The 24,659-nt window shown below is 57.4% G+C and carries 17 protein-coding genes; 5 read left to right on the top strand and 12 right to left on the bottom strand.

The window, feature by feature from the left end; translation table 11 throughout:
* Nucleotides 1-42: 42 nt before the first annotated feature.
* The 5 genes from ACQK2L_RS20780 to ACQK2L_RS20760 are packed head-to-tail and all read left to right on the top strand — an operon-like array spanning nucleotide 43 to nucleotide 8,185.
* Nucleotides 43-666, top strand: coding sequence for a hypothetical protein (locus ACQK2L_RS20780; protein ID WP_425398966.1), 624 nt, complete (start codon nucleotides 43-45; stop codon nucleotides 664-666).
* Between the two features lie 12 nt (nucleotides 667-678).
* On the top strand, nucleotides 679-1,857 hold the full coding sequence (locus tag ACQK2L_RS20775; protein WP_425398965.1) for an AAA family ATPase: 1,179 nt from the start codon (nucleotides 679-681) through the stop codon (nucleotides 1,855-1,857).
* Complete coding sequence (locus ACQK2L_RS20770; protein ID WP_425398964.1) at nucleotides 1,854-2,576, top strand: hypothetical protein; 723 nt, start codon at nucleotides 1,854-1,856, stop codon at nucleotides 2,574-2,576. The genes ACQK2L_RS20775 and ACQK2L_RS20770 overlap by 4 nt, the downstream gene beginning before the upstream one ends.
* Complete coding sequence (locus ACQK2L_RS20765; RefSeq protein ID WP_425398963.1) at nucleotides 2,563-5,379, top strand: hypothetical protein; 2,817 nt, start codon at nucleotides 2,563-2,565, stop codon at nucleotides 5,377-5,379. Before ACQK2L_RS20770 ends, ACQK2L_RS20765 begins: the two co-directional genes overlap by 14 nt.
* A complete protein-coding gene (locus ACQK2L_RS20760) occupies nucleotides 5,306-8,185 on the top strand; it encodes a hypothetical protein (protein ID WP_425398962.1) in 2,880 nt (959 codons plus the stop codon). Before ACQK2L_RS20765 ends, ACQK2L_RS20760 begins: the two co-directional genes overlap by 74 nt.
* 723 nt (nucleotides 8,186-8,908) lie before the next feature.
* Here ACQK2L_RS20760 and ACQK2L_RS20755 read toward each other — a convergent pair.
* The 12 genes from ACQK2L_RS20755 to ACQK2L_RS20700 form a co-directional block, all read right to left on the bottom strand.
* On the bottom strand, nucleotides 8,909-10,444 hold the full coding sequence (locus ACQK2L_RS20755; RefSeq protein ID WP_425398961.1) for an alpha-L-fucosidase: 1,536 nt from the start codon (nucleotides 10,442-10,444) through the stop codon (nucleotides 8,909-8,911).
* Between the two features lie 77 nt (nucleotides 10,445-10,521).
* Entirely contained in the window at nucleotides 10,522-11,331 is an 810-nt protein-coding gene (locus tag ACQK2L_RS20750; protein ID WP_425398960.1) for a hypothetical protein, read from the bottom strand.
* Between the two features lie 101 nt (nucleotides 11,332-11,432).
* On the bottom strand, nucleotides 11,433-12,251 hold the full coding sequence (locus ACQK2L_RS20745) for a metallophosphoesterase family protein (RefSeq protein WP_425398959.1): 819 nt from the start codon (nucleotides 12,249-12,251) through the stop codon (nucleotides 11,433-11,435).
* A 171-nt stretch (nucleotides 12,252-12,422) separates the two neighbouring features.
* Nucleotides 12,423-12,851, bottom strand: coding sequence for a hypothetical protein (locus ACQK2L_RS20740; RefSeq protein WP_425398958.1), 429 nt, complete (start codon nucleotides 12,849-12,851; stop codon nucleotides 12,423-12,425).
* A gap of 30 nt (nucleotides 12,852-12,881) precedes the next feature.
* Entirely contained in the window at nucleotides 12,882-13,907 is a 1,026-nt protein-coding gene (locus ACQK2L_RS20735) for a DUF1559 domain-containing protein (RefSeq protein WP_425398957.1), read from the bottom strand.
* Nucleotides 13,908-13,968: 61 nt separating this feature from the next.
* The gene (locus ACQK2L_RS20730) at nucleotides 13,969-16,530 is read right to left on the bottom strand and encodes a LamG-like jellyroll fold domain-containing protein (protein WP_425398956.1); all 2,562 of its coding nucleotides are present in this window, start codon (nucleotides 16,528-16,530) and stop codon (nucleotides 13,969-13,971) included.
* 63 nt (nucleotides 16,531-16,593) lie between these two features.
* On the bottom strand, nucleotides 16,594-18,006 hold the full coding sequence (locus ACQK2L_RS20725) for a PEP-CTERM sorting domain-containing protein (RefSeq protein WP_425398955.1): 1,413 nt from the start codon (nucleotides 18,004-18,006) through the stop codon (nucleotides 16,594-16,596).
* Between the two features lie 67 nt (nucleotides 18,007-18,073).
* Complete coding sequence (locus ACQK2L_RS20720; RefSeq protein ID WP_425398954.1) at nucleotides 18,074-19,423, bottom strand: hypothetical protein; 1,350 nt, start codon at nucleotides 19,421-19,423, stop codon at nucleotides 18,074-18,076.
* Nucleotides 19,424-19,573: 150 nt separating this feature from the next.
* Nucleotides 19,574-20,368 carry a hypothetical protein gene (locus ACQK2L_RS20715; RefSeq protein WP_425398953.1) on the bottom strand — a complete coding sequence of 265 codons (795 nt, stop codon included), beginning with the start codon at nucleotides 20,366-20,368 and terminating at the stop codon, nucleotides 19,574-19,576.
* A 120-nt stretch (nucleotides 20,369-20,488) separates the two neighbouring features.
* Nucleotides 20,489-22,045, bottom strand: a complete 1,557-nt coding sequence (locus tag ACQK2L_RS20710; protein WP_425398952.1) for a sulfotransferase — start codon at nucleotides 22,043-22,045, stop codon at nucleotides 20,489-20,491.
* A gap of 113 nt (nucleotides 22,046-22,158) precedes the next feature.
* Nucleotides 22,159-23,691, bottom strand: coding sequence for a FecR domain-containing protein (locus ACQK2L_RS20705; RefSeq protein WP_425398951.1), 1,533 nt, complete (start codon nucleotides 23,689-23,691; stop codon nucleotides 22,159-22,161).
* Nucleotides 23,684-24,247 carry a sigma-70 family RNA polymerase sigma factor gene (locus tag ACQK2L_RS20700; protein ID WP_425398950.1) on the bottom strand — a complete coding sequence of 188 codons (564 nt, stop codon included), beginning with the start codon at nucleotides 24,245-24,247 and terminating at the stop codon, nucleotides 23,684-23,686. Before ACQK2L_RS20700 ends, ACQK2L_RS20705 begins: the two co-directional genes overlap by 8 nt.
* Nucleotides 24,248-24,659: the final 412 nt, after the last annotated feature.

The raw sequence follows: 24,659 nt of genomic DNA, 5'->3' as shown, positions 1-24,659 counted from the left end.
CACCTGAAGACGCGATTTTTCAAGTCAGGCAAGGAGGAACCAATGCTGCCTGTGTTTTTACGGGACCTATGGAATGTTGGTCGCGTCCGGATTGGCGTTCCACAGCCGGTTGAGCCGGATGCGAGGAGTGAAGCAGCGGAACTCCTTGCCGATTTAGAGCAAGCCTACCGGCTTGCATTGCCCGGCGAGCCACCGGCGTTCGACTCCGAGGCTGCCATCTGGGCTGCTGTTTCCTTTTATTCAGCGGCAGCCCTGGTAATCAATCGAGACTTTGGAGAAGGGGAATTCCCCACACTTTTTGGCCAAAACCTACCAGACAAGGCTAGTGCCGGTACTCACTATTCGGTCGACCTGACGATGCGGTTTTTGCCTGACTTGATTAAGCTTGCCAAGTCGGCCGCGACCGACGATCCTTTGGTCAAACGGCTTATGGAGTGGGCGGTGGCCTGGCCGTTGTCATCGGTTGGAGTAGATTTGGTCGGCCAGGTAGACACAACTTCCATACGAACCTCGCCCACGTTGATGCGTCTGTATGTAGATCGGGTTATTGCCACGAGCGACTATTCCCGGCTCGATGATGACTGGGTTGTCGAAATGGTCAAGGAGACCTTAGGACACTATCCGCAGCTATGCCCGAGCATCGCAACACATCTCGAAACCCATTAGGCTAAGACTTTCGTGAATATATCGCACACTGACGAGGATCCGACCGAGCCGGACACCCAACGGCTTGGGCACCGGCTGAGGGCAGAAGTCCTAGAGCCACTCAAGCAGAGTTTTGTGGGTAAAGACGAAATCATCGACCTCTTGGGGTTGTGCCTGGTTGCCCGCGAAAACTTGTTTATGCTTGGCCCGCCGGGTACGGCTAAGAGCGCTCTGGTCCAGTCGTTGGCGCGACGGATTGACGGGCGTGTGTTCGACTATTTGCTCACTAGGTTCACCGAGCCGAATGAGGTATTCGGTCCCTTTGACATACGGAAGCTCCGCGATGGCGAACTGGAGACAAACACCTCCGGCATGCTACCTGAGGCAGACTTCGTATTCCTAGACGAGCTCTTGAACGCCAACAGCGCCATTCTCAACAGTCTCCTACTGGTGCTCAACGAGCGGGTGTTCCGTCGCGGTCGCGAAACGCGGGCACTGCCAACGCTAATGGTCGTGGGCGCGAGCAATCACCTGCCCGAGGACGAAGCGCTCGGTGCTTTGTTCGACCGATTCCTGGTCCGCGTCAATTGCGACAATGTACCGAATGAAGGCCTGGCGGAAGTCCTCGCGGCCGGTTGGCGCATGGACGGTCGCGAGCCCGTTCATAGGGCTAGCGTCACGGCTGAAGATCTACGTGGCTTGCAGCGACTTACATCGCGGGTGGAGTTTACAGGACTTCGGCCGCAGTACGTCGAACTCGTTGTTAAACTGCGCAGCGCCGGCATTACCATCTCCGACCGCCGCGCCGTGAAGCTTCAACGGCTCATCGGGGCAAGCGCACTGCTCTGTGGACGATTGGAGGCGAACCAGACCGATTTATGGGTACTCCGATACATTTGGGACACCGAAGATGAACAGGAACTGCTTGCATCGCTGGTATCGCAAGCCCTCGAGTCGTCGACCGATGAGCAGCGTGCAATGGGACACCCGCGTTCGCAGGTCGCCGATGCCCCCGACCCCGATCAACTTGAGGCCGACTTATCGCAAGCCGCGAGCATGCTCGCCACCGGAACCGCAGGCGACCTAAGCGTCCTTCGCGACCGCCTTACTTTGTTGACCGCCCGTTGTCAGTGGATTGTCGACGCGCAGCAGCGCACATTTCTAGAGGACAAGGCCAACGAGTTATGGAACAGTTTGGACGGTCAAACTTGACATACGACTGGTACGCCTGCCTGCCTAGCAGAGGAGCGGATCGCCTGAGTCCGCTTCGCCAACACGTTGGCGTAGAAGTGTTTGTCGACAACGAGGTCGTGTGGCTACGGGGGAAGTCGCTCGATGCAGACGCTAGCGACATCTTGCGTTCGATGCTGGGTTGCCGACAGTACAGAACGCTGGGCGATGGTCAATTGGTGCCTGAAGGCAAGGCCATTCCGCTAGGATACGAGCCACAAGGCCCTTGGGTTCCGCTGCGAAGCTGGTTGACGCTGGTCCTTCCGACCGGGCGGTTTCCGATCCGTACTGCCAATTCCATTCCACTTAAGTTGGCCCGGTCGAGTCGCGTTGAACCTGCCGCACTAGCGCGACTTACTCGTGCCGACTGGCTGTCGTACGCAGCGAATGCGCCCCAAGCCCGGCTCGACCGTCTAGTTTTCGCCACTTGCGACCGCTACACCGTTGTTCATGGACAGCCAATACCACCAATCCGCAGCACTTGTTTTTGGCTTCGCGATGGCGTTGCCGCGCCCGTCGGTTTCCGCTGGACTCCCGCGGTGGACGCGGGAGTCCTGAAAAAAATGCTCGACCTAGAACAGGGCGACATCGCGCTACTGTTGCCAGAGGGTGGCAGCACCGTTATTCGTAGCGAGCAGTTCGTCGCGGCGTCGCGTTCTGCTGTCCGCCTTACCGAAGGGGGTAGTTTTGGAAAGCAATGAAGCACTGATCCGGGATTACTACGGAACAACGAGTGACTCTTTCTGGCAGTGGCACGAGGATGGTGAGGCCGTTGAGTGGCGAGACGGAAAGCTGATCGCCTTTAGCGAAGAGCTTTCGTACGTTCTCAAGCAAATGGCGCAGCATGGTTTACCAAGATTTGGATCCTTGCTGTTGCTAATGGCGGCGACACGTGACCATTGGGCAGTCGATGGCAGCGAAGCTGGCATACTAGCGTCGATGTTGGCAGCCGGACAGGAAGCTGACCATGAAGGCCAACAGACATTGACCTCACGGTTGATACGCAAGAAGTCTCGGACCGTACACGATTCGGACACCTCAGCCGAAGATCGCCTGTCGTTGTTGCAGCAGGTCCTCCAGAAGCTCCACAGCGTGCGAGCTTTAGACCGTTCACTGCGTAATTCTCTGGAAGCGAAGGCAGCGTTGGCATCGCTGGTGTTCGACAGCACCGAACTCGCGGTGGATGCAGACCAGGCTACTTATGTTGCGGATGCCATCCGACCTGGGCTACTGGCCATACTGGGCTCAGCTTCCGACACGGTCTTCAGCAGTTATGGGCCTATTCTGCTACTACGAGACCTTGCCGACCTTGCGCCCGGACTCGATAAGGTGACGCCGGAGGCCGTTCGGCTGCGACTGAAGACCGGTCTCGATGCGTTACCTTTGCTGGCTCCAATTGAAGAGGAACCAGAGCAAGTATACCCAAGCGATACGGCACGTGCAGTCATCCAAGAATTACTCGACTCGCCACAGCATGTAGCAATGGCGAATCTTGCGAAGCAGCTGATCGCGAGCGCCACGCTTCCCCGCAAACTGTCGGAGTCGCAAGAGCACGAAATGGGCGGCTATTCCGACATCGCAAACCGCGGCACTCCCGATCGGTTGCTACTGAGTGAGCTTGCTCAAGACGGGCTGACGCTGGCAGTCCGTGTAGCGATGAACGAGGCCATGTACCTTCATCGAGAAACACCGCCGAGCACGCCCCGACTGCGACGCGAGCTACTCATAGACTCCGGCGTACGGGCGTGGGGAATTCCACGAGTGCTTGCTGCAGCCGCAGCTTTGGCATTTGCGGCCAACACGCCAAGAGGTGCCACGTTTGGTGCTTATCGCGGTAGTGGCAGCGAGCTGAAGGCGGTCGACCTACTATCAAAAGAGGGGCTGATCGACCACCTTGCTGCACTAGAGCCCGACCCGCATTTGGGCAATGCGTTGCCACAGTTTGCTTCCCAGGTTGAGAGATCGGACGAGCCCGTCGAGGCAGTTGTACTGATGCCTGCCGACTCACTCGCCGAACCAGCTCTTTTAGATTCGCTTCGCGATCTAAAGGCCGAGAGAGTATACGTTGCGACACTTGATAGGCAGGGGGAGTTCCGGCTCTGCGAACGTGGCCTGCGTGGCGATAAACTCATCCGGCGGGCCGTGTTGTCGCTTGATGAGATAGTGGCGGATGGTTCTCGGCTCAGAGAATCTCGCGATCTCGATAATCTGCCAGCATCGCTTCGCGTCGAGCCGTTCCCCTTGCGAATGCCTTCTGAGTTGGATCCGAAGACCTGTTGGTCGATAGGCAATTGGGGGGCGTTATCTATCACCGGTGACGGACGGCTGTTACGGTGGACGAACCGCGGTAAGGGGGGCGAACAACTAAGCGACCGGTTGCCAAAGGGGCAACTCTGGTGGGCAGAGCCGGACTGTATTCAAGGGTCGACCAGTTTCGTTTATGGCAGTTCGCATAAACCAGTGCTCTACCGCTTGAATATTCCCAACGGCGAGCTGCTAGAAACACCTATTCAGTGCCCGGTCACATCGGGGTTTACCTTTCACAACGGGGCCTTTTTCTGCCTGCAACCATTTGGAGTAACCGAGGTAAACCCTCAAACCGGTAAGTCAGGCCGCCTATTGACCACCCCGTCGCGCCTGCAATGGGCGGCTGGCAGGTACTTTGTGGATCGCACAACCAATGCCTGGCATGCATTGTCCCATGACGGCCACGCCGCCACGATTGACCCATTGCCATCTTTCGGCGTAGCAAACGACCCGGTCGTACATGTTTGGGATGCAGTGGGATTCGACGAGCCGCTCGCGGTCACTACTAGAGGAAGGCTGCTTGCCGCCAAGTCCGATCGTAAAAAGCTCGCACGAATGCCTGTTATCGGAAAGTGCTCCGTGGTCGATGTCAGTCACGATGGCACCCGAGTCGTTCTCAGCGACGAACATCGAAATCGCGTCCAGTACGAACTAACGCTCGACTTGAACCCGCAGATTCGCACGTGCGCTGGGAATCGCATCGATCCACGCGTCGACGCCATCGCCCGCTGTACCTCAATCCGCAAGCGGTTCCGCGCGATAGGGATTGATGAGAATGGGGCGCTCGCGTTGCGGTCGACCAAAGGCGTTGTCGCCTTTGAGCAGCAAACCGGCATGCCTGTTTTTCGGCAGCGACCACGCAGTACCGTGCTGCACAACGAGCAAGAGTTTCTAGAAGCAGCCTCGGATCACGGATTTAGATATCGGTTGTCGGTCGCTACTTGGCCGAGTGGTGACCGCGCCGTGCTCGATTCACGTGGCTTGCTGCACCTACAGCCCGCCGATACTCAAACTGCCGAACTTACACTCGTGCTCGCCGAAGGTGAGCTGACAGGGTGGTGTAGCGACGGGCGTTTCTTCGGCAAAGAGTATTTCTTGCCCGACGGGCAAAAGCCGAGTCAGCGTGCCGCACCGCTGCGGCGAATCTATCAGGAGACCGTTATGCAGTTTGTGGAGGGCATCCGTGCCGCAGATTGAACTTACCATTCGACTCAGCGATTCTCGGCCCCTCGAGCCTGCGGCGTGGTACCTGCCGGGTGATGCGCCGTTTCTATGGCTGGAAGAGATAGCAAGCTGGCCGATCGATCACTTGGCCATTCGACTGATCGCGATCCGCGACACGGATGGCACAGGTATTGCCGGCGTGATTGCAGTGCCGGCTACAACAACCTTCGCCCCCAGCGGACATTGCATCGCGTTGGGAAGGTTGGGCGAGAACCTCTACCTGCCGGTCGACGCAGAGCTGTTCCCCACCCCTCCTCAAGATGAGATCCAGCAGTTGCTGTCGGATGACTATATCTACGCGTGGCTACCTGGACGAGGGCTTACCACGGCTGAGCCAGATGAGGTACTAGAGATAGCCGATTTGATCGCACTTCCCGACGATGCGATGATCGATTGGAGTCAGGCGGTACAGGGAGTCGCATTTCCCAACAGGCTGCTAGCCATTCTGCCCGACTCGCCTCCGTCGTTCGAGGACATCATTGGTGAAGGGCGAAATGGTATTGGAGAGCGAGCAGGTGAAATTCCCCAACTGCCGAAATCGCCGCACGAGCCATTCTCGGGAGTCGCCGGTGCAGCACTGCGGGCGGCATTAATGGGCGTAGCGCTGCCTGTCCTAGGAGTCGGCAAAATTCTATCGGCGCTCGGAAACATGATACCTACCGGCGCGATGGGCGGACATGGCCAGCCTCGTCGATCTGCAGCCGGCAGTGTCGTCGGTGGGGAGTCGGGCCTTGGCAGATTGGCTAACTTCGCGAACAACCTGTTGCAGAAGGTGGATAAGTCGTTGGAAGCAGAGCGGCACAAGGAGGTGGGGCGGCTCTTGCACATGCTCGACAGCGATCCAGACCAAGGATTGAAGTTCGCCATTCCACTTGGCGGCGCTCAGGGGGCGCACCGTGGTCTTAGAGCGCCGGGCGGCCAACTGCATAGGCGTAATGTCGATTTCAGCTTGAGTCGCCTTGGTGGTGGTGGGCCTGCGGACATTTGGGACATGTCGCATGACTACCAACAAGAGTTGATTACAAAATACAGAGAGCTTGCCGCCCGCGAGACGCGGCTCGGCCGCTATCGCCGCGCCGCGTATATCTACGCTGAACTACTTGGCGACCTCCGATCGGCAGCGTCTACTTTGGAACAAGGCCGACACTTCAGGGAGGCTGCCGTGCTATACCGGGATAAGATCCAGGACGCCCAAGCCGCCGCCGGTTGCCTTGAACGCGGTGAACTGTGGAACGAGGCGATCGAGGCCTATCGCGACCTCGGCCGCCATGAAAAAGTCGGCGATTTACTGGCGCACATCGATCAACCCGAGGCCGCAGCCGCAGCCTATCACGCGGCGGCTGACGAGCTGAAGGGGAAGCAAGACTTGCTCGGTGCATCACGCATCTACGAGCAGAAGCTCGACGATTATCGGCAAGCGTTAGAAACGCTTGATGGTGGCTGGCCAAACACACCACAAGCGGGGCGCTGTGTTGCTGCAAGCTTCGAAATGCGTGGCCGATTGGCCTACCACCAGGACGCTCGGCAGCGCGCTGCCGAGTTATACGCGGACGCCGAACCACTTGGCATGCACGCCGATGTCGCCTCGATGCTTGCCGATGTATGTGATAAGTATCCCGACGCCCAAGTGCAGCAGGAATCGCGAAAGCTCTCTAAGAATCTAATCGCCAACCGTCTGCGAGATGCATCCACAAGTGAAGCCGATCGACTTGTCTCGGTACTCGCGAGACTGGAATCCAACGATCGCCTACTCCGTCGTGATGGTCGGAGGTATGTGGACTCCCAGCGTGCCCTGGAACCCAAGAGACCCATTGCAGCCACGCCAAAAGATCGAATGCACGTGACAAAGCACGTGGACCTCGGTCTGAAAGGCGTTTGGCATAGTGCCGTCTCGGTGGGCGACGTGATCATTGCGGCGGGAGTCATGGACGGTCGGATTGTATTTGCCCGCTGCCACCAGGACGGAAGAGTTGATCGCAATCGAACGCCATGGCCGAAAATTTCGATCTCGTCCCATGCGCGAGTGGTACTTCACGCCAGCCAAACTGGCGTACGGATATTTGCCATCGGCGAGCAGTCGCTCCCAGAAACAACGATCTTTCCATCCTCGATACCGAGCACGTCAGCCATCACTGCGGGCACTCCACGCGGCTTGGACGTGGTTTGGGGAGCCGCGTTGGGGAAAACAGGGCATACTTGGGCCATCGCAAACCGTGACGACCCCGTCCTTGTCTGCGTCGACGCGAAAGGTGCGGTCGTGTCTACCAAGTCACTCCTATCCGCTGCCGATGCGCCCTGGGAAAATGTTGCTCACCCAGTACCTATACATGCAGCGGGCAACGAGGTCGTGATTGCCGTTGCGGACCAATTGTTGCGCATGAAGAACGGTCAAGTCGAAGTGTTCGAACAATTGCCGAGTCGCGTGATTGGCCTAGGCGGTGGCAGCCCCTATGCCGCTCCAATCCTCACCGCATCGATGGAGACTGGCGTAGCGATCATTCGTCTCGGTATGGAGGGCTATACAAAAACGGTCTTTGCGGAACTGACGACGCCACGCGCCTGGCTGAATCAGGGCGGGTTCCTGATCGCTGCCGATTCGTCTGCTGTCCAATCGCAATCATACAAAAGCCTGAAAAAATCCAATACCCAGCAATTAAAAGTGAAGGGTGATAAACACGACACTGGGAAACCGATCGCCATTCTGCCCGCCAGGCATTCGAGTGGTTTTATCTTGGTAACTGAAACTGGCGTCGTATCGTACTATGAGATACGCAGCTAGGGTCAATGAAACATGCTTGACGTCGCGAGGATGGCGTGTCGATCGTTGATTACCGCTACCAGTATCTTTCAGAAGGAGAGTGAAATTGTCTTGTGCAGGGGTATTCCAGCGACACCATCAGCAACACAGTGTTCCGCATCTCGGCAAGCCATGCCAACCTTGGCATCCGCATCGATCGTTCCAGCTGGGCGCTCGCAACAACGTCTCCTGCACCACGTCCGATGGGCTCACCCGAGGTTGCAGACGGTCCCGCCGAGTTTTGCCCCACTAATCGATCCATGGGCCCAAAACCCCAATCGTTTTGGGCCCACCCGAGTGGCGAAAACCCTATATTTTTCGACTAAACCATCCAGGGGGTGCGACAAAACCCACCACGTTGTTCCCCGCATGTTTTCGATGGGGACAAAACTCTAATGGTCCCCGTTCGCTCTGCGAACGAGCGCGCGTAGCTCCGCCAGGAGATCTGGGTTGAGCGGCGAACAGCGCGAACGCAGGCTCCCGGCCGACAGCTCATCGCCCTGAGCCGCTCCCAAGTTGCCAAGGATCCACAGCAGGCACAACACGGCGCACTTCTATTGGATCACAATCGCGCGCGATTTCAACCGCGATTTTCTTACACACTCGGGACCGGTAGCCCGCACGACCGCCCGCCCTGGATTCATCCGAACAGGTTGGAGCCCTCGTGAAATCCACGAAGAATCTGGGCGAGCCACATAAGCGAGATCATTCCCCAAGAATCTCTTCGAGGGGTGGTTCGTAATACAGACCGAAGTTTGAGATAGTCGGGCAAACGCGGGACCCTGTAATTTTCAGCCGCACCTTCCGAGTGGTTACGTCGTTGCATCGCAGCAAGCGTTTGTAGCCAATCGTGGTCGCTCTGGCGAATTCATTCCACTTCTGGCCGTCCCAGGCCTCGAGGGCAAACACTTCGACGCGCTGCCCAACTCGGATCTGTTCCTGCAAGAGAACTACGTTGAATGTCTTCTCTTCGCCCAGGTCCAACTCCAACTCCGCTTCCTCTGTCCAGTCTTCGGTCGTCCAGTAGGTATCCTTGTCGTCGTCAACGGCTCTGTCCGCGCCGTGTGCAGGGTTGTCACCGCGCACCTCCGATGCGGTTGCCGTGGCATCCAATGCCAGATTGTCATTGAAGATGGCATCAAGCACCCGGCGGAACTCCATCAGTCGTTTGGCATCATTCTCATGAATTAGCCCATTCACCGCGGGTGGAACTCCGAGTAGAAACAGGCCGTTCCGGCCGGCGGACTGGTAGTAGAGATCGAGCAGCTGCTGTACCGATTTGATTTGATTGTCTTGGCTGGGGCGATGGAACCAATTGGGGCGAATCGAAACGTTGGTTTCCGCCGGGTACCAGATGAGTCGTGAAGCGTCGGAGAGCTTTGGGCGACTGCCAAGATCCAGCGATCTCCCCTCCGGTACGATCGCGAATAGCTCGAAGAAGTCTTTCGACACCTCTTCCTGGTCGGCGATGCTCGCGGGGACCACACTCCACTCTGTCTCGCGGCCGATACCGCTCTCATTCCCAACCCACCGTACGTCCGGCCCGCAGACGGCGATCACGGCATTGGGCTGCAGCCTGCGAACGATGCGGTAGTATCCCTCCCAGTCGTAATCGTGCTTATCCTCTTTGGGACCCGTGTAGAAACCATCGAGCCACACTTCAGTGATCTCGCCGTACTCGGTAAGAAGTTCCTGCAGTTGGTTCTTGAAGAACTCGTCGTACGCGGGTGTGCCGTAGGTTGGTTCGTGCAGGTCCAAGGGGGAGATGTAGAATCCAATCTTCAGATCGAACTCCCGGCAGGCGTCCACCACTTCGCGAACGATATCGCCTTTGCCATCCTTCCATGGAGAGTTCTTGACCGAGAAATCGGTGTACTTACTGGGCCATAGGCAGAACCCGTCGCAGTGCTTGACCATGAAGATCACATGCTTCATGCCCGCGTCTTTGTAAATCTTCATCCATTGCCGAGCATCGAACTCGGTGGGATTGAACGACCGTGGATCTTCATTGCCCGTGCCCCACTCGACACCGCCATGGTAAGTGGGCATGCCATAGATGGCGTACGCAGCGTATTCGAGTTCCTGCCACGCAACCTGACGATCGTGCGGTGTGACGTGTGCAGCTTTCCAGATGAGCTGCTTCGTTTCGTCCAGCGTCGTGTCCTCTTCGGCCGCATGGGCCGCATTCACGCCCGCGTACACAGTTGCGCAAAGGCACAGGGTCTTTAGTAGATACTTCATCGTGTTGTCCATGGTTGCCTCAGTTAGAAAACGTAGATTCTCTGGCCGCAGCAAGACGCCGCCTGCCAAGAAATGCTTCAAGGGTTCGACATGACGGGCGCGGGGTCCGCCTTGTCGTACCAATACCATCGCCGGCCAAAGAGTTCAGCAGGTCGCTGCGGCGCCCCGGGGTGGAGCGTCCACTCGCCCGTGGTCAGAGGCGACTTGGCCGTGTAGTGAACATGCAAAATCAGGGGCCGCTTGCCGTCGGTGTACCAAGTTTCCCACGGCCAGGTGTCCGAGCGATGCATCGGCGGCAGCGAGTAGATCACCGGTTGGTCCGCGCCGAGAATGTGTGGAATGACCACCCAACGACACTCGAGATAACGAGCGCGACCCTTGGCCGATAGCGGTTCAAGCAACACCTCGCGGTGATCAAACCCCAGCACCCGCGCCGCCTCATCCACTCGAGCCAGGCGCAGTTTCTCCTCAATGTCTTTGGGTGGGAACATCATTCGAGGGTAGAGAGAGGCTTCTTCGTCGAGCTGGTACCAACGAGGCATCCCGCCCTGAGAGGGACGCTTGATGGGGTACAGCACCCACGACTCATGCCGCAGTGTGTCACCGTCTCTCCACCAGCGTTCCCACGGGATCCAGCCCACCTCTTCCTCAGGCGGGAGGGCGTTGATCATCGAACTCCCATCCGGCGCATAGTCTACCGACCAACGATACTGGCGATAGGGATGATCGACTCGCTCGGCCAATGGCAAGAGATAGGTGGACGCGTCCAGTCCCATCTCTTCCGCGGCGGTCAATACACCTGCCGTGCTCAATGTTGTGATGAACTCACGATCGATTGCAGCGGCAGGTTCACTGGCCGCTGCCCCAGCAGCGATCGCAGTTGCCATTGCCAAAGCATTCATCACTCCAAGCGTGTGGCGCAATGACGAATTGAGTTGATGACCGTTTGCCATATCGTATCGAAGTCTACTGTTCGCCCGTCTGACTTTCACGTTGTCTGCTCTTGTGGCTTCCACGTGTAGTCTTTCTGTCGATGGAATCCGTCCACGCGGATGGAGCCATCGGCAAACAGATCAACCAGAGCAAAACTGTTGTTTTTCAGGTCGGGGTCTTCGACCACAGCTCGCAGGGTGCAGTAGTGGATGCCGCGAATGTTGTTGTAGTCGTTCTGGTGCGTATGGCCCTGAAATACGCCTAAAACGTTGCCGGAGCGTTCCAAAGCCTCTCTTACTTCGGGTGCATTCTTCACGGCGTAGACGTCATCTTTGTCGATCCGCTGGTGAATGAATACGATCGTCGGTTTGTCGGTCTCTTTCAGGTCGTCGGCCAACCACTCGATTTGGCTGGCGGGAATGTTCGAGTCGGTCCAATCGTAGTTCTGTCGCCCATACGCTACGCCATCCTCACGAAAGCACGCATCAAGCACCACGAAGTGAAAGTCTCCCTGATCGAAAGCATAGTGCGGCTTCTTGGCCGCGCAGTTGTCGAAGAATTCCTCTTTGGTCAGGTTGTAGACACAATGGTTGCCCAAGACGAAATGTCGATCTTTCTTGAACTTCGCGAACTCCTTCTCCATGGCCTGGAGGTAAGCGATCTCCTCCTTCACATTGGATCCGGAGTCGATCAGATCACCCAGCTCCACTACAAACTCCGCCTTCGCATTGGTGAACCGAGAAACTGCCTCCCGCATCTTGCCAAGGGAATCTTGGTAGTATCGTTTGCCGGAACTCGGCTTGTCCGCGTAGTGACAGTCTGTCAGCAGTCCGAAGCGAAGAGCAACGTCCGCCTCGCTGTCTGTACACGCCATGGAAGTGCGCGAGATGGAGCCCAACGTGGCCGTGCCAGCCAGTATGAGTGCTCCCTGCTTCAGAAACGCTCGCCTCGACTGTGCGGCTTCCGCCCATTCCATAGAGTGACGGGACAGGCTGGTAACAGCCTGCCGCCGAGTTGTAGCAATGCCCATTACGCCCACCGTGTTCTATTCAGTAACGTTGAAGTCGTGAGTAGAATTCTCCGCCGGGAATTCTATCTCGACCCTGTAATTCTCGAAAAGAGTATTTCCCCAAGGATGAGGCTCTCGATTGGGATCCTTCGCAGCGGAGTTGCCGTCGTATCCCGATATTTCCACTAGGTGTGGCCCACTCAACGTACCTTTGCCCTTTCGGGTACGGTAAGTGCCATCCTCAAAAGTGACGGTCGCTCCGGGGCCAGAAGCCCCCTTCGAACGGTCTGGAGAGAAAATGATCTCGCCCTTGCCCACCGACTGGCCGTTGAATGTAATGGCACCCTGGCGGCTGAATCTCTGCGGTCCATCCCGTTTGCCGCACCCGATGCTGGCGGACATGACCATGCATGCTGCTAATAGCAACAGTCGACGGTAAGCGATACTCTGCATGTACTTCTTCATTCTACTAATTCCAAGTGCACCAAATTCGGGTCATTGTCTACGCGGGGGACTTGGCGCCTTGATCACTCCTCCGTTGTCGCGAATGCTGTTGTCTTGATAGACCAGCAGGTCGATGTCTTCGTTTTCAAAACGCACCGAACCGTCCGCCATCGCAAAGTGGCATCCGCCAACATGCTTGCTGCCGAAACCACGTGTGACGTGCTGGTGGCAGTTGCTGAACTCAGGGTCGCAATCTAGCGCGTTGATACCCACCAGCGCCGCAGCGACATTGAGATACAGCGAGTCACTCGGGCGAATGTACAGTGTCGACGCCCAAGATTCGTACCAGTTGGGATGGCTGACCTTCAACTGGTGATAGAGAGTCTCTCCCAGCAAGTAGGTGTTGGAAGTACCGTCAGTGATACGAGCGACGCGCAACTCGGAATTATTGAAAAAGATGCCGTTGTAGAAGTACACGCGTTGATTGCCCGTGGTGGAGCAACCACCGTACTCGGGAGTCGGCAACGGCCCTCCGCCCATCACGCCATAGTAACTATTGGCGGGATCGGTGGGCGCGATGCTGCCATTGGAGGGACACTTGAACTTGTCGAGCGGCGTCAGTTGAGCCGACTCGTTCGGCTCGCCAACTTGTCCTCCCCCGCTGGGGTAGTGGGAAAAGAAGGGCTGTTCCAAGTCGAAACGGTCGAACAAGGCTTGTTCTTCAAGATAGGGCAAGATGGCCACCGTCCAGGGAACACCACCTGCAGTGTTTGCCGAGATGGTGCAGTTGTCCGTGACGCTCGACTCTATCGTCGTCACTGCGCCTGAAGGAAAGTGCTTGCGATTTGATTCATAGTTATGGCACGCCAGGGCGATTTGCTTCGCTTTGTTCAGGCACTGCGTTCGTCGCGCCGCTTCCCTGGCTGCCTGCACGGCTGGCAGGAGCAGCGCTACCAAAATGCCTATGATCGCGATGACAACAAGCAACTCCACCAACGTAAAACCGCTCGGCACGACGCGGCTGGCGTAGCCAGAGCCTTTTCGCAACTTCCTGTCACCTATTTGCATGCAGTTCATATTCGCTTCCCATAGTTTGGAACAACTCTTTGTTCTCGCCTGCAACCCTACCGCTAGCCCTTTACGAACTACGACTCCGCATCAGGCCAAACAGCCCTATGGCCGAAATCGTGATCGCCCACGTGTGAGGTTCGGGAACCACCGTGAAGCCGAATTGGCCGAGCCCGCCCATGCCATTGGCTACCAGTGCCGTGTGCAACAGGAAGGCGTCGTCGAGGTTCGTAAATCCGTCCAGATTCAGGTCGCCCTGCTTGATGCTCGTGATGTCGCCTACCTGGATCCCGTTTACCAGGTTTCTCTGGAAGAATCCGGCGATGAAATCGTCGACGTCCTGTGGTGTCAAGGATCCATCCTGATCGACATCGCCAGCAATACCTGTGAGCATCGAAGCGGCCACATGATTGTCCGTGGCGTAGTCGAACGTTCCCCAATCGTCGAACGGCGACTCGGTCGCCTGGCCCATAACGAACAATTCCAGATCGTCGATCACTCCGCTGAAGTAGTCCGCTGTGCCAGGCGTGTCGCCGCTGTTGGCGCCCACTACCAGCGGAGAGAGGTCCGACCCGTCGTAGCCGCCGGCCGCGGCGGCAATGGCGATCCCGTCGACATACAGTCGGGCACCGCCGGCCGAGCCATAGGGCCGCACGAGCATCACGTGACTCCAATCATCAAAGCTCACCGGCTCGCCCGAGTCGACTGTCACACCGTTGTACTGCATTACCCAGGTTCCACCGCTGCTGATACGTACGCCGTGTTGCTCGGTATCGGCAATCAACGACTGGGCAGTGCCACTGCCTGCAGAGCTTGGATTTGCCCAGAAGTGGAGTCCACGATCGGAGATTCCGCTGTAGTTAAGCGGACCTCCTCCATCGATTGAGTTGACCGAAGTAGAGGGTAGCCCCAGTCGTTGGCCGCGGAGGTAGTCGTTCACTCCGTCGAAGTGAGCACCATAGTGTCCGGCCGAGGCGCCCGGACGAGCTGCAGTCGAGGTGTAGGTGGCGCCGAATACCTCCAGATCGACGAAGGGCGATTCATCGTCTCCCGTGCTGGTTGTGCCGCCAAAAACGAAGCCCATCGGATTGCCTTCTCCAACATTGGCCGCTTGTTCGACACTGGGCGGAGCCAGCGTCGCGTCAGACGTTCCAGGGTCGCCAAACTGATAAGATCGGTCGAGAGTAATCGTCGCAAGGGCGGTGCTGCCCACTGCCGCCCAAGCGACGATCGAAACGGCAATACTGTGTGTTGCCCTGCAACTTCTGGCGGGCAATGTGAAGCGTCGGCGTGCGACCACTCCCAAACCCACGACACCGCAGAACATGAGCAAATGCGTGGAAGGCTCTGGCACCACCGTCGCAGCAATTGCGCCGGCGTTCGAATATACAACGTCGCCGGTCAACACCTGACCTGATGTGAGTCGTACGAGGAATTCGAGGTCGCCCACATTCCCCGCTCCAAACACGGCTGGATTGAAGGCAGCTCCCAGCCCAACGGAACTGCCATCCGACAGTGTGCTGCCGGCGAGCGAGAGTTCGGCCAACTTGAATTCGTCCGAACCGCCAGCCTCACCCCATCCGCTGCTGCCTACAACGCCGAACTGGCTTTTCCAAAACTCGTAGTCCTCCGCATCGACCACGCCCGGCGTGCTGGCTGCAGGATTTTCATTTGCTAGGGTGATCGACGCACCGAGATTGTTGCGCCACACCGTGTAGTCGCCAATGTTGACAGAGCCATCGCCGTTGTAGTCTCCACCAGCCGCCGAATCGAGGTTCTGGTCGGCCAGACTGTTCCAGCCGCTTTCATTCATCGCCCCACCGGCACTCTCGATTAGATAGTAGTCGACTTCGAAATTGGTCCCCGACGAATTCATGATGGCGACCTGGCCCGAAACCGCATCGACCGACAACGTCAGAGTGGGAGGATTGTCGATGATAGCCGTGTCGACAATTCTGAGGTTGTCGAAGGGGCGTGTTGCTGCGCTACCGCCGAAGTGCTGCATGCCGATGTGCATCTCGGCAAGTCCGGCCAAGGCAGCATAGGTGTCCGTAAAGATCGAAGTGCGAGCGAACTCTCCTTCCAGTTGGAATTTGAACTCGAACGTGTCGGCGGCAACGCGATCGATCCACAGCGTCGCGTTGCTGGCAGGATCAGGATCGGCCGTGACTATCAGGATGCCGTCGTCGGCCGCTTGGGGGCGCAAGCCGTTAATGTCTCGCCGCCAGCGATAGCCACTGTTCCCCCCGCTTGGCTGTCCCGCGCCCTGGCCCAGGGTGAGGAATACTCCCGCACTGCCGCTTAGGCCAGCAACGTCCACGCCCAGGGACTCACCCACAGCAAAAGGCACCGTGGCCGTGGTGTAGGCCATCGCGGTGTTGTTTCCGCTGCTGGCGATGTTGAGCGTGCCATTGGAGACATCAAAGCTGCCACCGCCACCGTACGAATCCTCGAAGCTGTAGTTAGCCGACGTATCGGTCTCAAAATCATCAAGGAAATCGGCCGATGCTGACTGGCCTGCCCAGGCCACTGCCAACCCGGCGGCACCAACCAGCAACTTCTTTCTGTCTAGCCCAGCAATCAAGTCGGCCAGACTTTGGCAGGCCGAACAAATCGTATCGAATAATGGCATCGTCGTTTCTCCAGCGGCTGTACTTATTCGGTGTAGGTCGTCGATCAGGTATTAAATAGAAAGCTACGATGGCTGGTTGGACTTCCATCGGCGTCGGAGCAGCACGGGGCCGCACGTGAGGAACGCTGCCGTGCCCATCAGCAACGTCGTTGAGGGCTCGGGCACCTGGCTGATCATGGCGGCAAAGGCCCCTGGGCCTTGGTCCGCGTCGTAGGCCAGCTTGAACATGCCAAAGTCGGAGATGTCGTTATCCAGGTCTCCGTCGAGATCCCCCAGTTGATAAGCTTGCGCCACAGTGAGACTGGAGAGGTCAACCAGGTGATTGGCAATGAAGATGTTCCAATCGTGCACATTCACGTGGGTGTCGAAGTTGAGATCCCCCGGCTTGAGTGCTTCCCCTGAGTTGCCGAAAAACTCGACGTCCACGACTTCGCTGTTACCGTTGTCGAACAGCAGAGTGAACTCCAAGTCGTCTTCTTCTACAGGATTTTGAATCCACAGTCCTCCCGACTGGCTCAGGTTGACCGTTTGACCAGCAGCAATGGTTGCTCCGTCCCCGCCGTCGAAGTCGAGCTCGGCTTCCGCCAATAAGGTGTGGGAGCCCGTTGGAGCCAGAACGGACCAATCATCGGCGTCCACGGAAGTGTTGCCTTGGCCATCGTAGTTCCCCGCGATGGTGGTCCACCCCGACTGATCCAAGGATCCTCGAGCTGAAGTTAGCGTGTATCCCAGAATGGTGACTGCTGAGCTCGGATCGCCCACGAGTGAGATCGCGCCACTGTCCCGGTCGATAACGGCCTTGATGTTGATGTCGCCGATGCTGCCCGTGTCAACGATTCTCAGATTGTCGAACGCGAAGGTGTTAGCGGAAGCGTCGTATGCCTGGACGCCAATGTACAAGTCGTCAAGGCTACCGAGCGCCGAATAGGTGTCCGTTCCGTAGGATGTCCGCGTGAGGCTACCCTCTTGTTGGATCAAAAACTCAAACGTGTCCGCAGCAACTCGATCGATCCACAGCGTCGCCGGCTTAGTGATATCCGGATCGGGCACGGGGCCGATGATGACACCTGCGTCGTTGCGCTGGATGCGGATGCTGTTGCCGCCTCCGCTAGCGTCGCGTCGCCAGCGATATCCGTTGTTGGCTCCACTCGGCTGCCCAACGTCGGCCCCAAGAGTCATGAAGACGCCGTTGGGCGCCTGGACCGGCCCTACATCAACGCCCAGCGACTCGCCTACCGCCAAGCTTTGCGGGGTGGCGAGTGTGACGCTGGCGGTGTTGTTCGCGCCGGTCGTGATGTTCAGGGTTCCATCCGCGATAGCGAACGAACCACCCGTTCCGAACGAATCTTCCAGGGCATAGTTGGCCGACGTGTCGGCGCTAAAGTCGTCCAGGAAGACTGCGGACACTGGTGTAGCTGAGTTCAGGAATACACCCAGCCCTAGGACGACTGGGTAGAAAGGTCCGAACCATCTCATCGCGATTCCTCCAAAAGTTGTTGCATCAGCTCTGCGAAGGACTAAGCACACTTCAATTGATTGTTTTTTAGCGGCGACCGTGTCTGCATCTGCCTAACCGACCACGAAGGACGATTAGAGAAGAGCACGAACAGGCTCCCAGCAAACTCGAACTACACGGTTCAGGAACGCGGCTCACCATGGCTTCGAATTGCCCAACGCCATTGGCGTTGTCGTAAGCCGTCTTGAACAACGCGAAATCCGAAACGTCGTTGTCTCCGTCGCCATCCATGTCGCCCATGGAATACTGCTGCAGTTTGGTCAGACTGGAAAGGTCTGTAAGGTGGCCCGTACGGAACAGGTTCCAGTCGTTGATGTCGATGACGGTGTTGAAATCCAGGTCGCCTACCAGCGTTATGTCGAAACGGGTAAGCCAGTCGAGTGTTAGATCATACTGGTGTGAAGCGGTGGTTAAGTACTCGTCAAGCTTTGGTGAGTAGGTTTTCACGCGCAACACGCTATTGGATTCATCGAACTCGTACAGCCTCATGTAGCCTGAGTTCTGGCCACCAGTGTCGAAGCCCGCATAGTCTTGCACGATCGTGAAGACCGATTTACCAGCAGCATTGGTTCGCGTGCGATGCTGCTGCTGACCTGTGTGCCCATTGAGCACCAGGAATATCTGGCTGTTGTCGTTGATCAACTTGTCCCACACCTGGTTGGCGCTGTTCCGGCCGGAACCTGGCAGGTAGGGATGATTGGGAGGTCCGTGTATCGTCCCTTCGAAAACATGGGTGCTGACGATGGTGGGCATGCCAGCGTGAGCATCGATTACTCCCTGGGCCCAAGATATCGCGGTGTCCGGTACATCCACCTGTAGGTGGATGTGCAAATAGTCGCGACCGCCGGCGTTGTAGACGAAGTAGCTATCGACGTCGTCCGGGCTGGCGCCGCCGAATTGCGGTACATCGTCGAATCGGCCCGTCGTGGTAGGGCCAAATCTCTGCTTCCAGCCCTCAAAGCCGCTTGCGGGCACTGGTACACCTGGGTTCTCGCTGCTCCACCAGTTGCTGCTGGGGGTGACGCCGGGGATGACATCCACCCAATCGAGTTCGTGGTTACCAACCGCAGTACCCCAAGGGATCGATGCATTTTCCAAATGGGCAATCGCTGCTTCGACTCGATTCCATTCATCGACGTTGTTGACGGAAGAAGCCTGCGCGTTCGTTCGTCCGTAGAGTCCGTCCTGCACGATATCGCCCAACTGGGTGACGAACACGATGTTCTTCGCTTGTTGATTGTCGACCACCCACTGAGTCATGCTCTCGATCGCCTGACCTCCGGCCACCGACTGCGAGAGCACCTGCGTATCGCCAATGCCTACCAGCGTCCAGGGCTGCTGCGCTAGACTGCTGCTGCACAGTGACAAGGCCAACAAGGCTAACCATTGATGTCTACTACTGATCACTGCTGCTGTTGCTTTCGTATTCCAGTTTGCGGGGTCGTTATTCTCTGGCTAGTTCACGCGGATCAAGGCGCTTCGCGCCCCCTGTGCGCAAGGCGCCTTGCTGGAGAGTCTCGTGTCGTATTAGCTATTCCGCGTGAGCTCTGTACGACGCCACGCCACCCCTGCGGCGGAGACGACCGCAATCAGTGCCACGGTAGCCGCTCCCGGTTCGGGTACGAGGCTGGATGTTGCGACGATTCTCAGGTTGTCAAAGGACCGTGTCGCGGGACTGCCGCCGAAATGTTGCACGCCGATGTGCAAGTCGGTCAGACCAGCAAGTGCTGGATAGTTGTCGGTGTAAATGGATGAACGGGTCGATTCGCCCTCCAGTTGAAACAAAAACTCGAACGTGTCGGCTGCCGTGCGATCGATCCATAGGGTTGCGTTGCTTGTTGGATCGGGATCGGCGCTAACAATCAGAATTCCGTCGTTGGCTGCTTGAGGTCTAAGTCCGTTGATGTCTCGCCGCCAGCGGTAGCCGTCGTTGGAGCCACTAGGTTGTCCAGGATTCTCGCCCAAGGTAAGAAACACACCCGCCGAGCCGGTGAGGCCCACGACGTCGACGCCCAGCGACTCCCCCACGGTAAATGGCACCGCGGCGGAGGTCGTGGCCGTGGCCGTGTTGTTGCCACTGCTGGCAACGTTGAGTGTGCCTCCTGAAATCTCGAAGCTGCCCCCACCCCCGTAGGAGTCCTCGAACGTGTAGTTGGCCGAAGTGTCGGCGCTAAAGTCGTCGATAAAAGCGCCCGACGCTGCGGTACTTCCGGCCAGCGCGATCGCTCCACAGGCTCCAATGAAGAGCTTGCGATTTGCAAGTCGGTCGAGATACTCTGGTAACGACTTAAGTGTGTCGAAAATGATGCTGCTAAGTCCCATTAGTCATCTCCCAGCTGTGTAAGTGTCAAAAACCACGGTTCATCAGTACTTGGTGCATAATTCCGATACTTTTGCCCTCTTCGACGACTAGTTACGCTCCGCGCTTGCAAGTCATGGCCGCTAGGTTGAGTAGCCGTACTCCTCCACAAACGGTCTCAGTTTCTCCAGGTGCGGCTCGAACTCCTTGGCGTAGTGCTTCCATCGCCCAATTGCGTCCGTATTGATCGGGCGAGTAATGGCTTCGTAGCTTGGTGTGGTGCTGTGGCTGTGCAATGCGAGTTCGTGGAAGGCGAGAAGCTGCTCGCTCCAGGGAACTTCCAAGAACTCCGTGATGCGTCGGGAGTAGGTCGGCAGGTCGCGTGCCAACGCTTCGTATTTCACTTCGGTCCAGCCACTTGGCAACAGGTCTCTTATGCGTCGCCAAGACGACATGAACTGGACGTAGTGATCAACGGTTCGCTCCAGCGTGAGAAACGAAACACTCGTTGCATTAACGGAGAACGCCTGCATGAAACAGCTCAGGCACACGTCTCTGGGGTCGCGAACCACGAAGATGATCTTGGAGCCACCGAATACCCGCATGATCGAGGGCAAGTAAGCGATATACTGCGGATGTTTGTCGATCAAAACCCGTGAGCCGAGAGGTTCACCAATAACGCGATCCACCTCCCGCCAGTAAGCAGACCTCAGCTGCACGATGTTGCTGTTGCTCAACCGATCCAGGCACTCCGGCACCGACTCTTCTTCACCGAGACGCTCAACCGCCCCGTTATGCACCACCGTGCCCATCGGATGCTTTTCGTCGAGGCCGACGACGTCCGGATGGGCACTGAGCATTTGCAGGCACATCGTCGTACCCGAGCGCGGGTGGCCGACGAGCACCGCAGGCGAGTTGTCGCTCGTCGCCGGCGCGTTTGAATGCCAACGCTCCAGTTGCTCGGCGGATAGCTCGTCGAGAGACTCGTTCATCCGCGACCGATGTCGCCAAGCCCGTTGAACACAACCCGGCACACGTGGATCTTTCTCCTGCAAACGTTTGGCAGCAAGCAGAGCCTCCATCGCATCGCCGTGACAACCCGAGCGATCCCTGACCTTCGCCAGTTCGTAGTTCGCCTTCCAGGCGATATCGGCGGGCGGATTCCGTTCGAGCAGTTGAACCAGGCGGTTCTCTGCTGACTCGAGGTCTCCGTTACGACGAGCAATCACCGCTGCTGCCAGGTTTGCAGCGGGCGAGTGCGAATCGAGATCGAGCGCCCGTTGAAAAGCTTCTTGAGCCTCGTCCAGCCGGTGCTGGCGCTCGAGTACTTGTGCCAGATGGGCGAAGTTCGAAGCCGATTGGGGTTCCAGTTCCGCAGCACGCCGGAAGCACAACTCGGCCTGCTGGTAGCTACCCATCTCCTGTAACGCCAGTCCCGCAATCCGCTGTAAGTCGGGGCGGTGGGGCGCCAGTCGACATGCATCCAAATAGGCTACTTCGGCCGCCGGAAATCGACCCAAGCGAGCATAGGCGCTGCCAAGTGCGGTGCAAACATCCACGTGCTTCGGGAATCGCTTGCGAGCTCGGCTCAACACTTGTATGGCTTCCTCGAATCGCTGAGATTGCAGCAGGCCTTGCGCCTGCCTCACGATCGAGGTTGCTCCGAGTGTTCTCGCGTTGGCTGCTTTCGTTTTCGCCATGCTATTCACGTCGTGACCGCGTTGTCCATCTTCGCTTTCAACGTCCCGGTGCGGGCCGTCGGCGCGCACCTTGAGCGCAAACGGTTCTATACATTTCAAAAAAGCACGAAGAACTACTGGCTTGCTACCGGAATCACGTCTAGTTCCGTGAATCGATAGTTGCGTACTTCGTCAAAGCAATACGCCTGCACTCCAACACAGAGCTCATCATACGACTCGAGCTGAGGCACGACGATTTCATCTACAAATACCGGATCCGAATCACGCCCGATGGGTTGGTAGTAACACCGGAAGCGAGACCTTGTTACTCGCTCGATGCTGAATCGCAACGCGCCACCCGGATCGGGGAGCATGTTCATGCCTTCTCTCCCAAATTCCGTTTCGAGCACGCTACGGTACTCAGGGTCTTTGATGGGCATCACCCAAATGCCACGCACGTCACGTCGCAAACGAAGGCCAAAGTTGTTGGTGCCGCCTGGCTGTCTGGGAACGGAACTGCACATCAGGAAGACCCCGTCATAGGGATGCTTCAGTGGTGGCACCACCACCTCCAGGTATCCGCTACTCGGCAGGGACAAATGCGACTCATCAACCATCACGCAGACCGTGTTATCCAGTCCTGCACGCAAGTTGATCTCGCCGTCCTCAATAGCAAATGTTCCTGGGGCAGGACCGACCAGGTAGGACTGACTCAGGATGTACTGCCGCGTTGGTGCGACAGTGTCCTTCCCTTGATTCTCGAGATAGAGCGCCAGCGAAGGCGAGAGGGGCGATTTCTCCGACTCGCTCAATCGCACAGCGGACCACTTTTCATTGAATTGCGCCGCCTGCCCAGCTCTCAGTTGCACTTGTTTGTCATATCCTTGAGAACTACCGGCACGGATGAATGCGTCGACCTGGCCTTCGAACACGTGAATCTCGTCGTCGCCATTCGCGACGACGTTTACTCCGAACGCGGTCCCTTTATCGATCAGGCGTGCGTTCGGAAGGTCCACTCGGAACCCAACCGCGCTGGAAGGCACCGTGGCGGTCAATCGGCCAGAGAACAGCCTCATAGCCATGGCGTCGCTCAACTGCAGAGACGCCGGCCCCGCCACCGAGATTTTTGCCCCGTCCCTAAAGGTGATCTCTGCCACTCCGTGATCAATAACCAGCCGCTGTCCGGCGGCGAGGTCTTCACCCAACGAAGGTGCGCCTTGGGTGTCTCGCCACTTCACGGCCACGGCGTTGGTGAGCTTGCCCACGGTCTCGATGGGCATGGCCGTTGTCGGGTCGCCCGAGTCGCCCCAAGGGATCACGCCTGCCGCGGTAAGCAGCACCAAGAACACTGCTGCCGCCGCGGCGCAGGTGACCGCCTGTCGCTGATTCGCAAAGCCTAAGAAACTCCTTGCTGACGCTGGTTTTACCGAGCGAACTTCCGAGCCCTGCCGACGCACTCCTTTCGCGGCATGCTTCGCACGATGAGCCCGCGAGGCGAAGTGCAACTCCAGATTGAGGTGCAGGTATTCTTCATACTCTCTGCGAGCGGATTCATCGCTACGCAACAATTCCTCTAGCCTGCGTGACTGCTCGGCCGTAAGTCTATTTTCGCACGCGGCATCGAGCAGCGAGTAGAACTCGCTGAACGAGTGATTCGGTTTACTCATGACCACTTTCCAAAGCCAGGGCACGATTGATACACTCGTGCAGGGTCCGGCGAATGCGGCGGAGTGAGGTGTAAACACTCTCGGGTGTCCGCCCTAGTTGTCTCGCTACTTCATGTATCTTGGTGGCGCCGCCATAGCATCGTTCAATGAGCTGCTGATCGCGATTCCGAAGACGTCGCAAGCATCCATTGAGCGCTTGCTGTCTTGATTCGAGCCGACCGGAGTCGTGACCACTGGGAAGTTCTGCGACCTGCTGGATGTATTCGTCAGAGAAATAGCGAGGCCGATTCTTGGCAGTCCGTAAGAAGTTCAGCACTTCGTAACGAGCGACGGTGCAGGCCCACTTCAAGAAATCACTCCCGACTTCATACTCGTCGAACTTGTCCCACATGATGATCGAAGTTTGTTGGTAGACATCCTCCGCGTCATCCAAGTTGTGGAGCGTGGCGTAGATGTATCCCAAGACTTGCAGCTGGTACCGCCCCGACAGCTCTGTGAAGAGCTCCAGGTCTCGCTTTTTCGTCGAAGAGACATCCTTCTGAGGTATAGACGACATTGTGTCCTGCAACCCGGCTGTCAGTGTCACCCAATCATCTTCGGGGGCTTCCCAATGGAGACGTCGTATCCCCCACTCCCTACCAAAGGACGTAGGGACAGCAAACAAACTGATTCAAAAAAGCAACAAAGAGCAGAATATAGCAGAAAAACAGAGCGAACTTCATAGTATCTTCACATTGCTCCGTTGGATCGAATGCGAAACGAGGGAAGGCAACTACCAACATCAGTGGTGGAGGCAGTGGCATTAGCTCAGCCATCTTCGCTTATTGGAGCGCTCTCAGAAATCAGCCCCTGGCTAGCACTCACATTCCAGTGCGAGTCTCAAAATGTGAAAGCTCCCTTCTTGGGGAGGAGCTTGACGCACAATGGTCCAATGAGACGTTGCCCCAGATGGTCCTCGGGATCATTCG

The organism is Aeoliella sp., from assembly GCF_965227375.1.
GTDB lineage: Bacteria > Planctomycetota > Planctomycetia > Pirellulales > Lacipirellulaceae > Aeoliella.
This window is presented reverse-complemented; position numbering and strand designations above follow the sequence as displayed.

Excerpts from the sequence above, each read along its gene's own strand:
- ACQK2L_RS20715 (WP_425398953.1), bottom strand. The coding sequence starts at position 20,368 with ATGGGACTTAGCAGCATCATTTTCGACACACTTAAGTCGTTACCAGAG.
- ACQK2L_RS20745 (WP_425398959.1), bottom strand. The coding sequence starts at position 12,251 with ATGGCGTGTACAGACAGCGAGGCGGACGTTGCTCTTCGCTTCGGACTG.
- ACQK2L_RS20740 (WP_425398958.1), bottom strand. The coding sequence starts at position 12,851 with ATGAAGAAGTACATGCAGAGTATCGCTTACCGTCGACTGTTGCTATTA.
- ACQK2L_RS20735 (WP_425398957.1), bottom strand. The coding sequence starts at position 13,907 with ATGAACTGCATGCAAATAGGTGACAGGAAGTTGCGAAAAGGCTCTGGC.
- ACQK2L_RS20700 (WP_425398950.1), bottom strand. The coding sequence starts at position 24,247 with ATGTCGTCTATACCTCAGAAGGATGTCTCTTCGACGAAAAAGCGAGAC.
- ACQK2L_RS20705 (WP_425398951.1), bottom strand. The coding sequence starts at position 23,691 with ATGAGTAAACCGAATCACTCGTTCAGCGAGTTCTACTCGCTGCTCGAT.
- ACQK2L_RS20730 (WP_425398956.1), bottom strand. The coding sequence starts at position 16,530 with ATGCCATTATTCGATACGATTTGTTCGGCCTGCCAAAGTCTGGCCGAC.
- ACQK2L_RS20755 (WP_425398961.1), bottom strand. The coding sequence starts at position 10,444 with ATGAAGTATCTACTAAAGACCCTGTGCCTTTGCGCAACTGTGTACGCG.
- ACQK2L_RS20750 (WP_425398960.1), bottom strand. The coding sequence starts at position 11,331 with ATGGCAACTGCGATCGCTGCTGGGGCAGCGGCCAGTGAACCTGCCGCT.
- ACQK2L_RS20780 (WP_425398966.1), top strand. The coding sequence starts at position 43 with ATGCTGCCTGTGTTTTTACGGGACCTATGGAATGTTGGTCGCGTCCGG.
- ACQK2L_RS20710 (WP_425398952.1), bottom strand. The coding sequence starts at position 22,045 with ATGGCGAAAACGAAAGCAGCCAACGCGAGAACACTCGGAGCAACCTCG.
- ACQK2L_RS20725 (WP_425398955.1), bottom strand. The coding sequence starts at position 18,006 with ATGAGATGGTTCGGACCTTTCTACCCAGTCGTCCTAGGGCTGGGTGTA.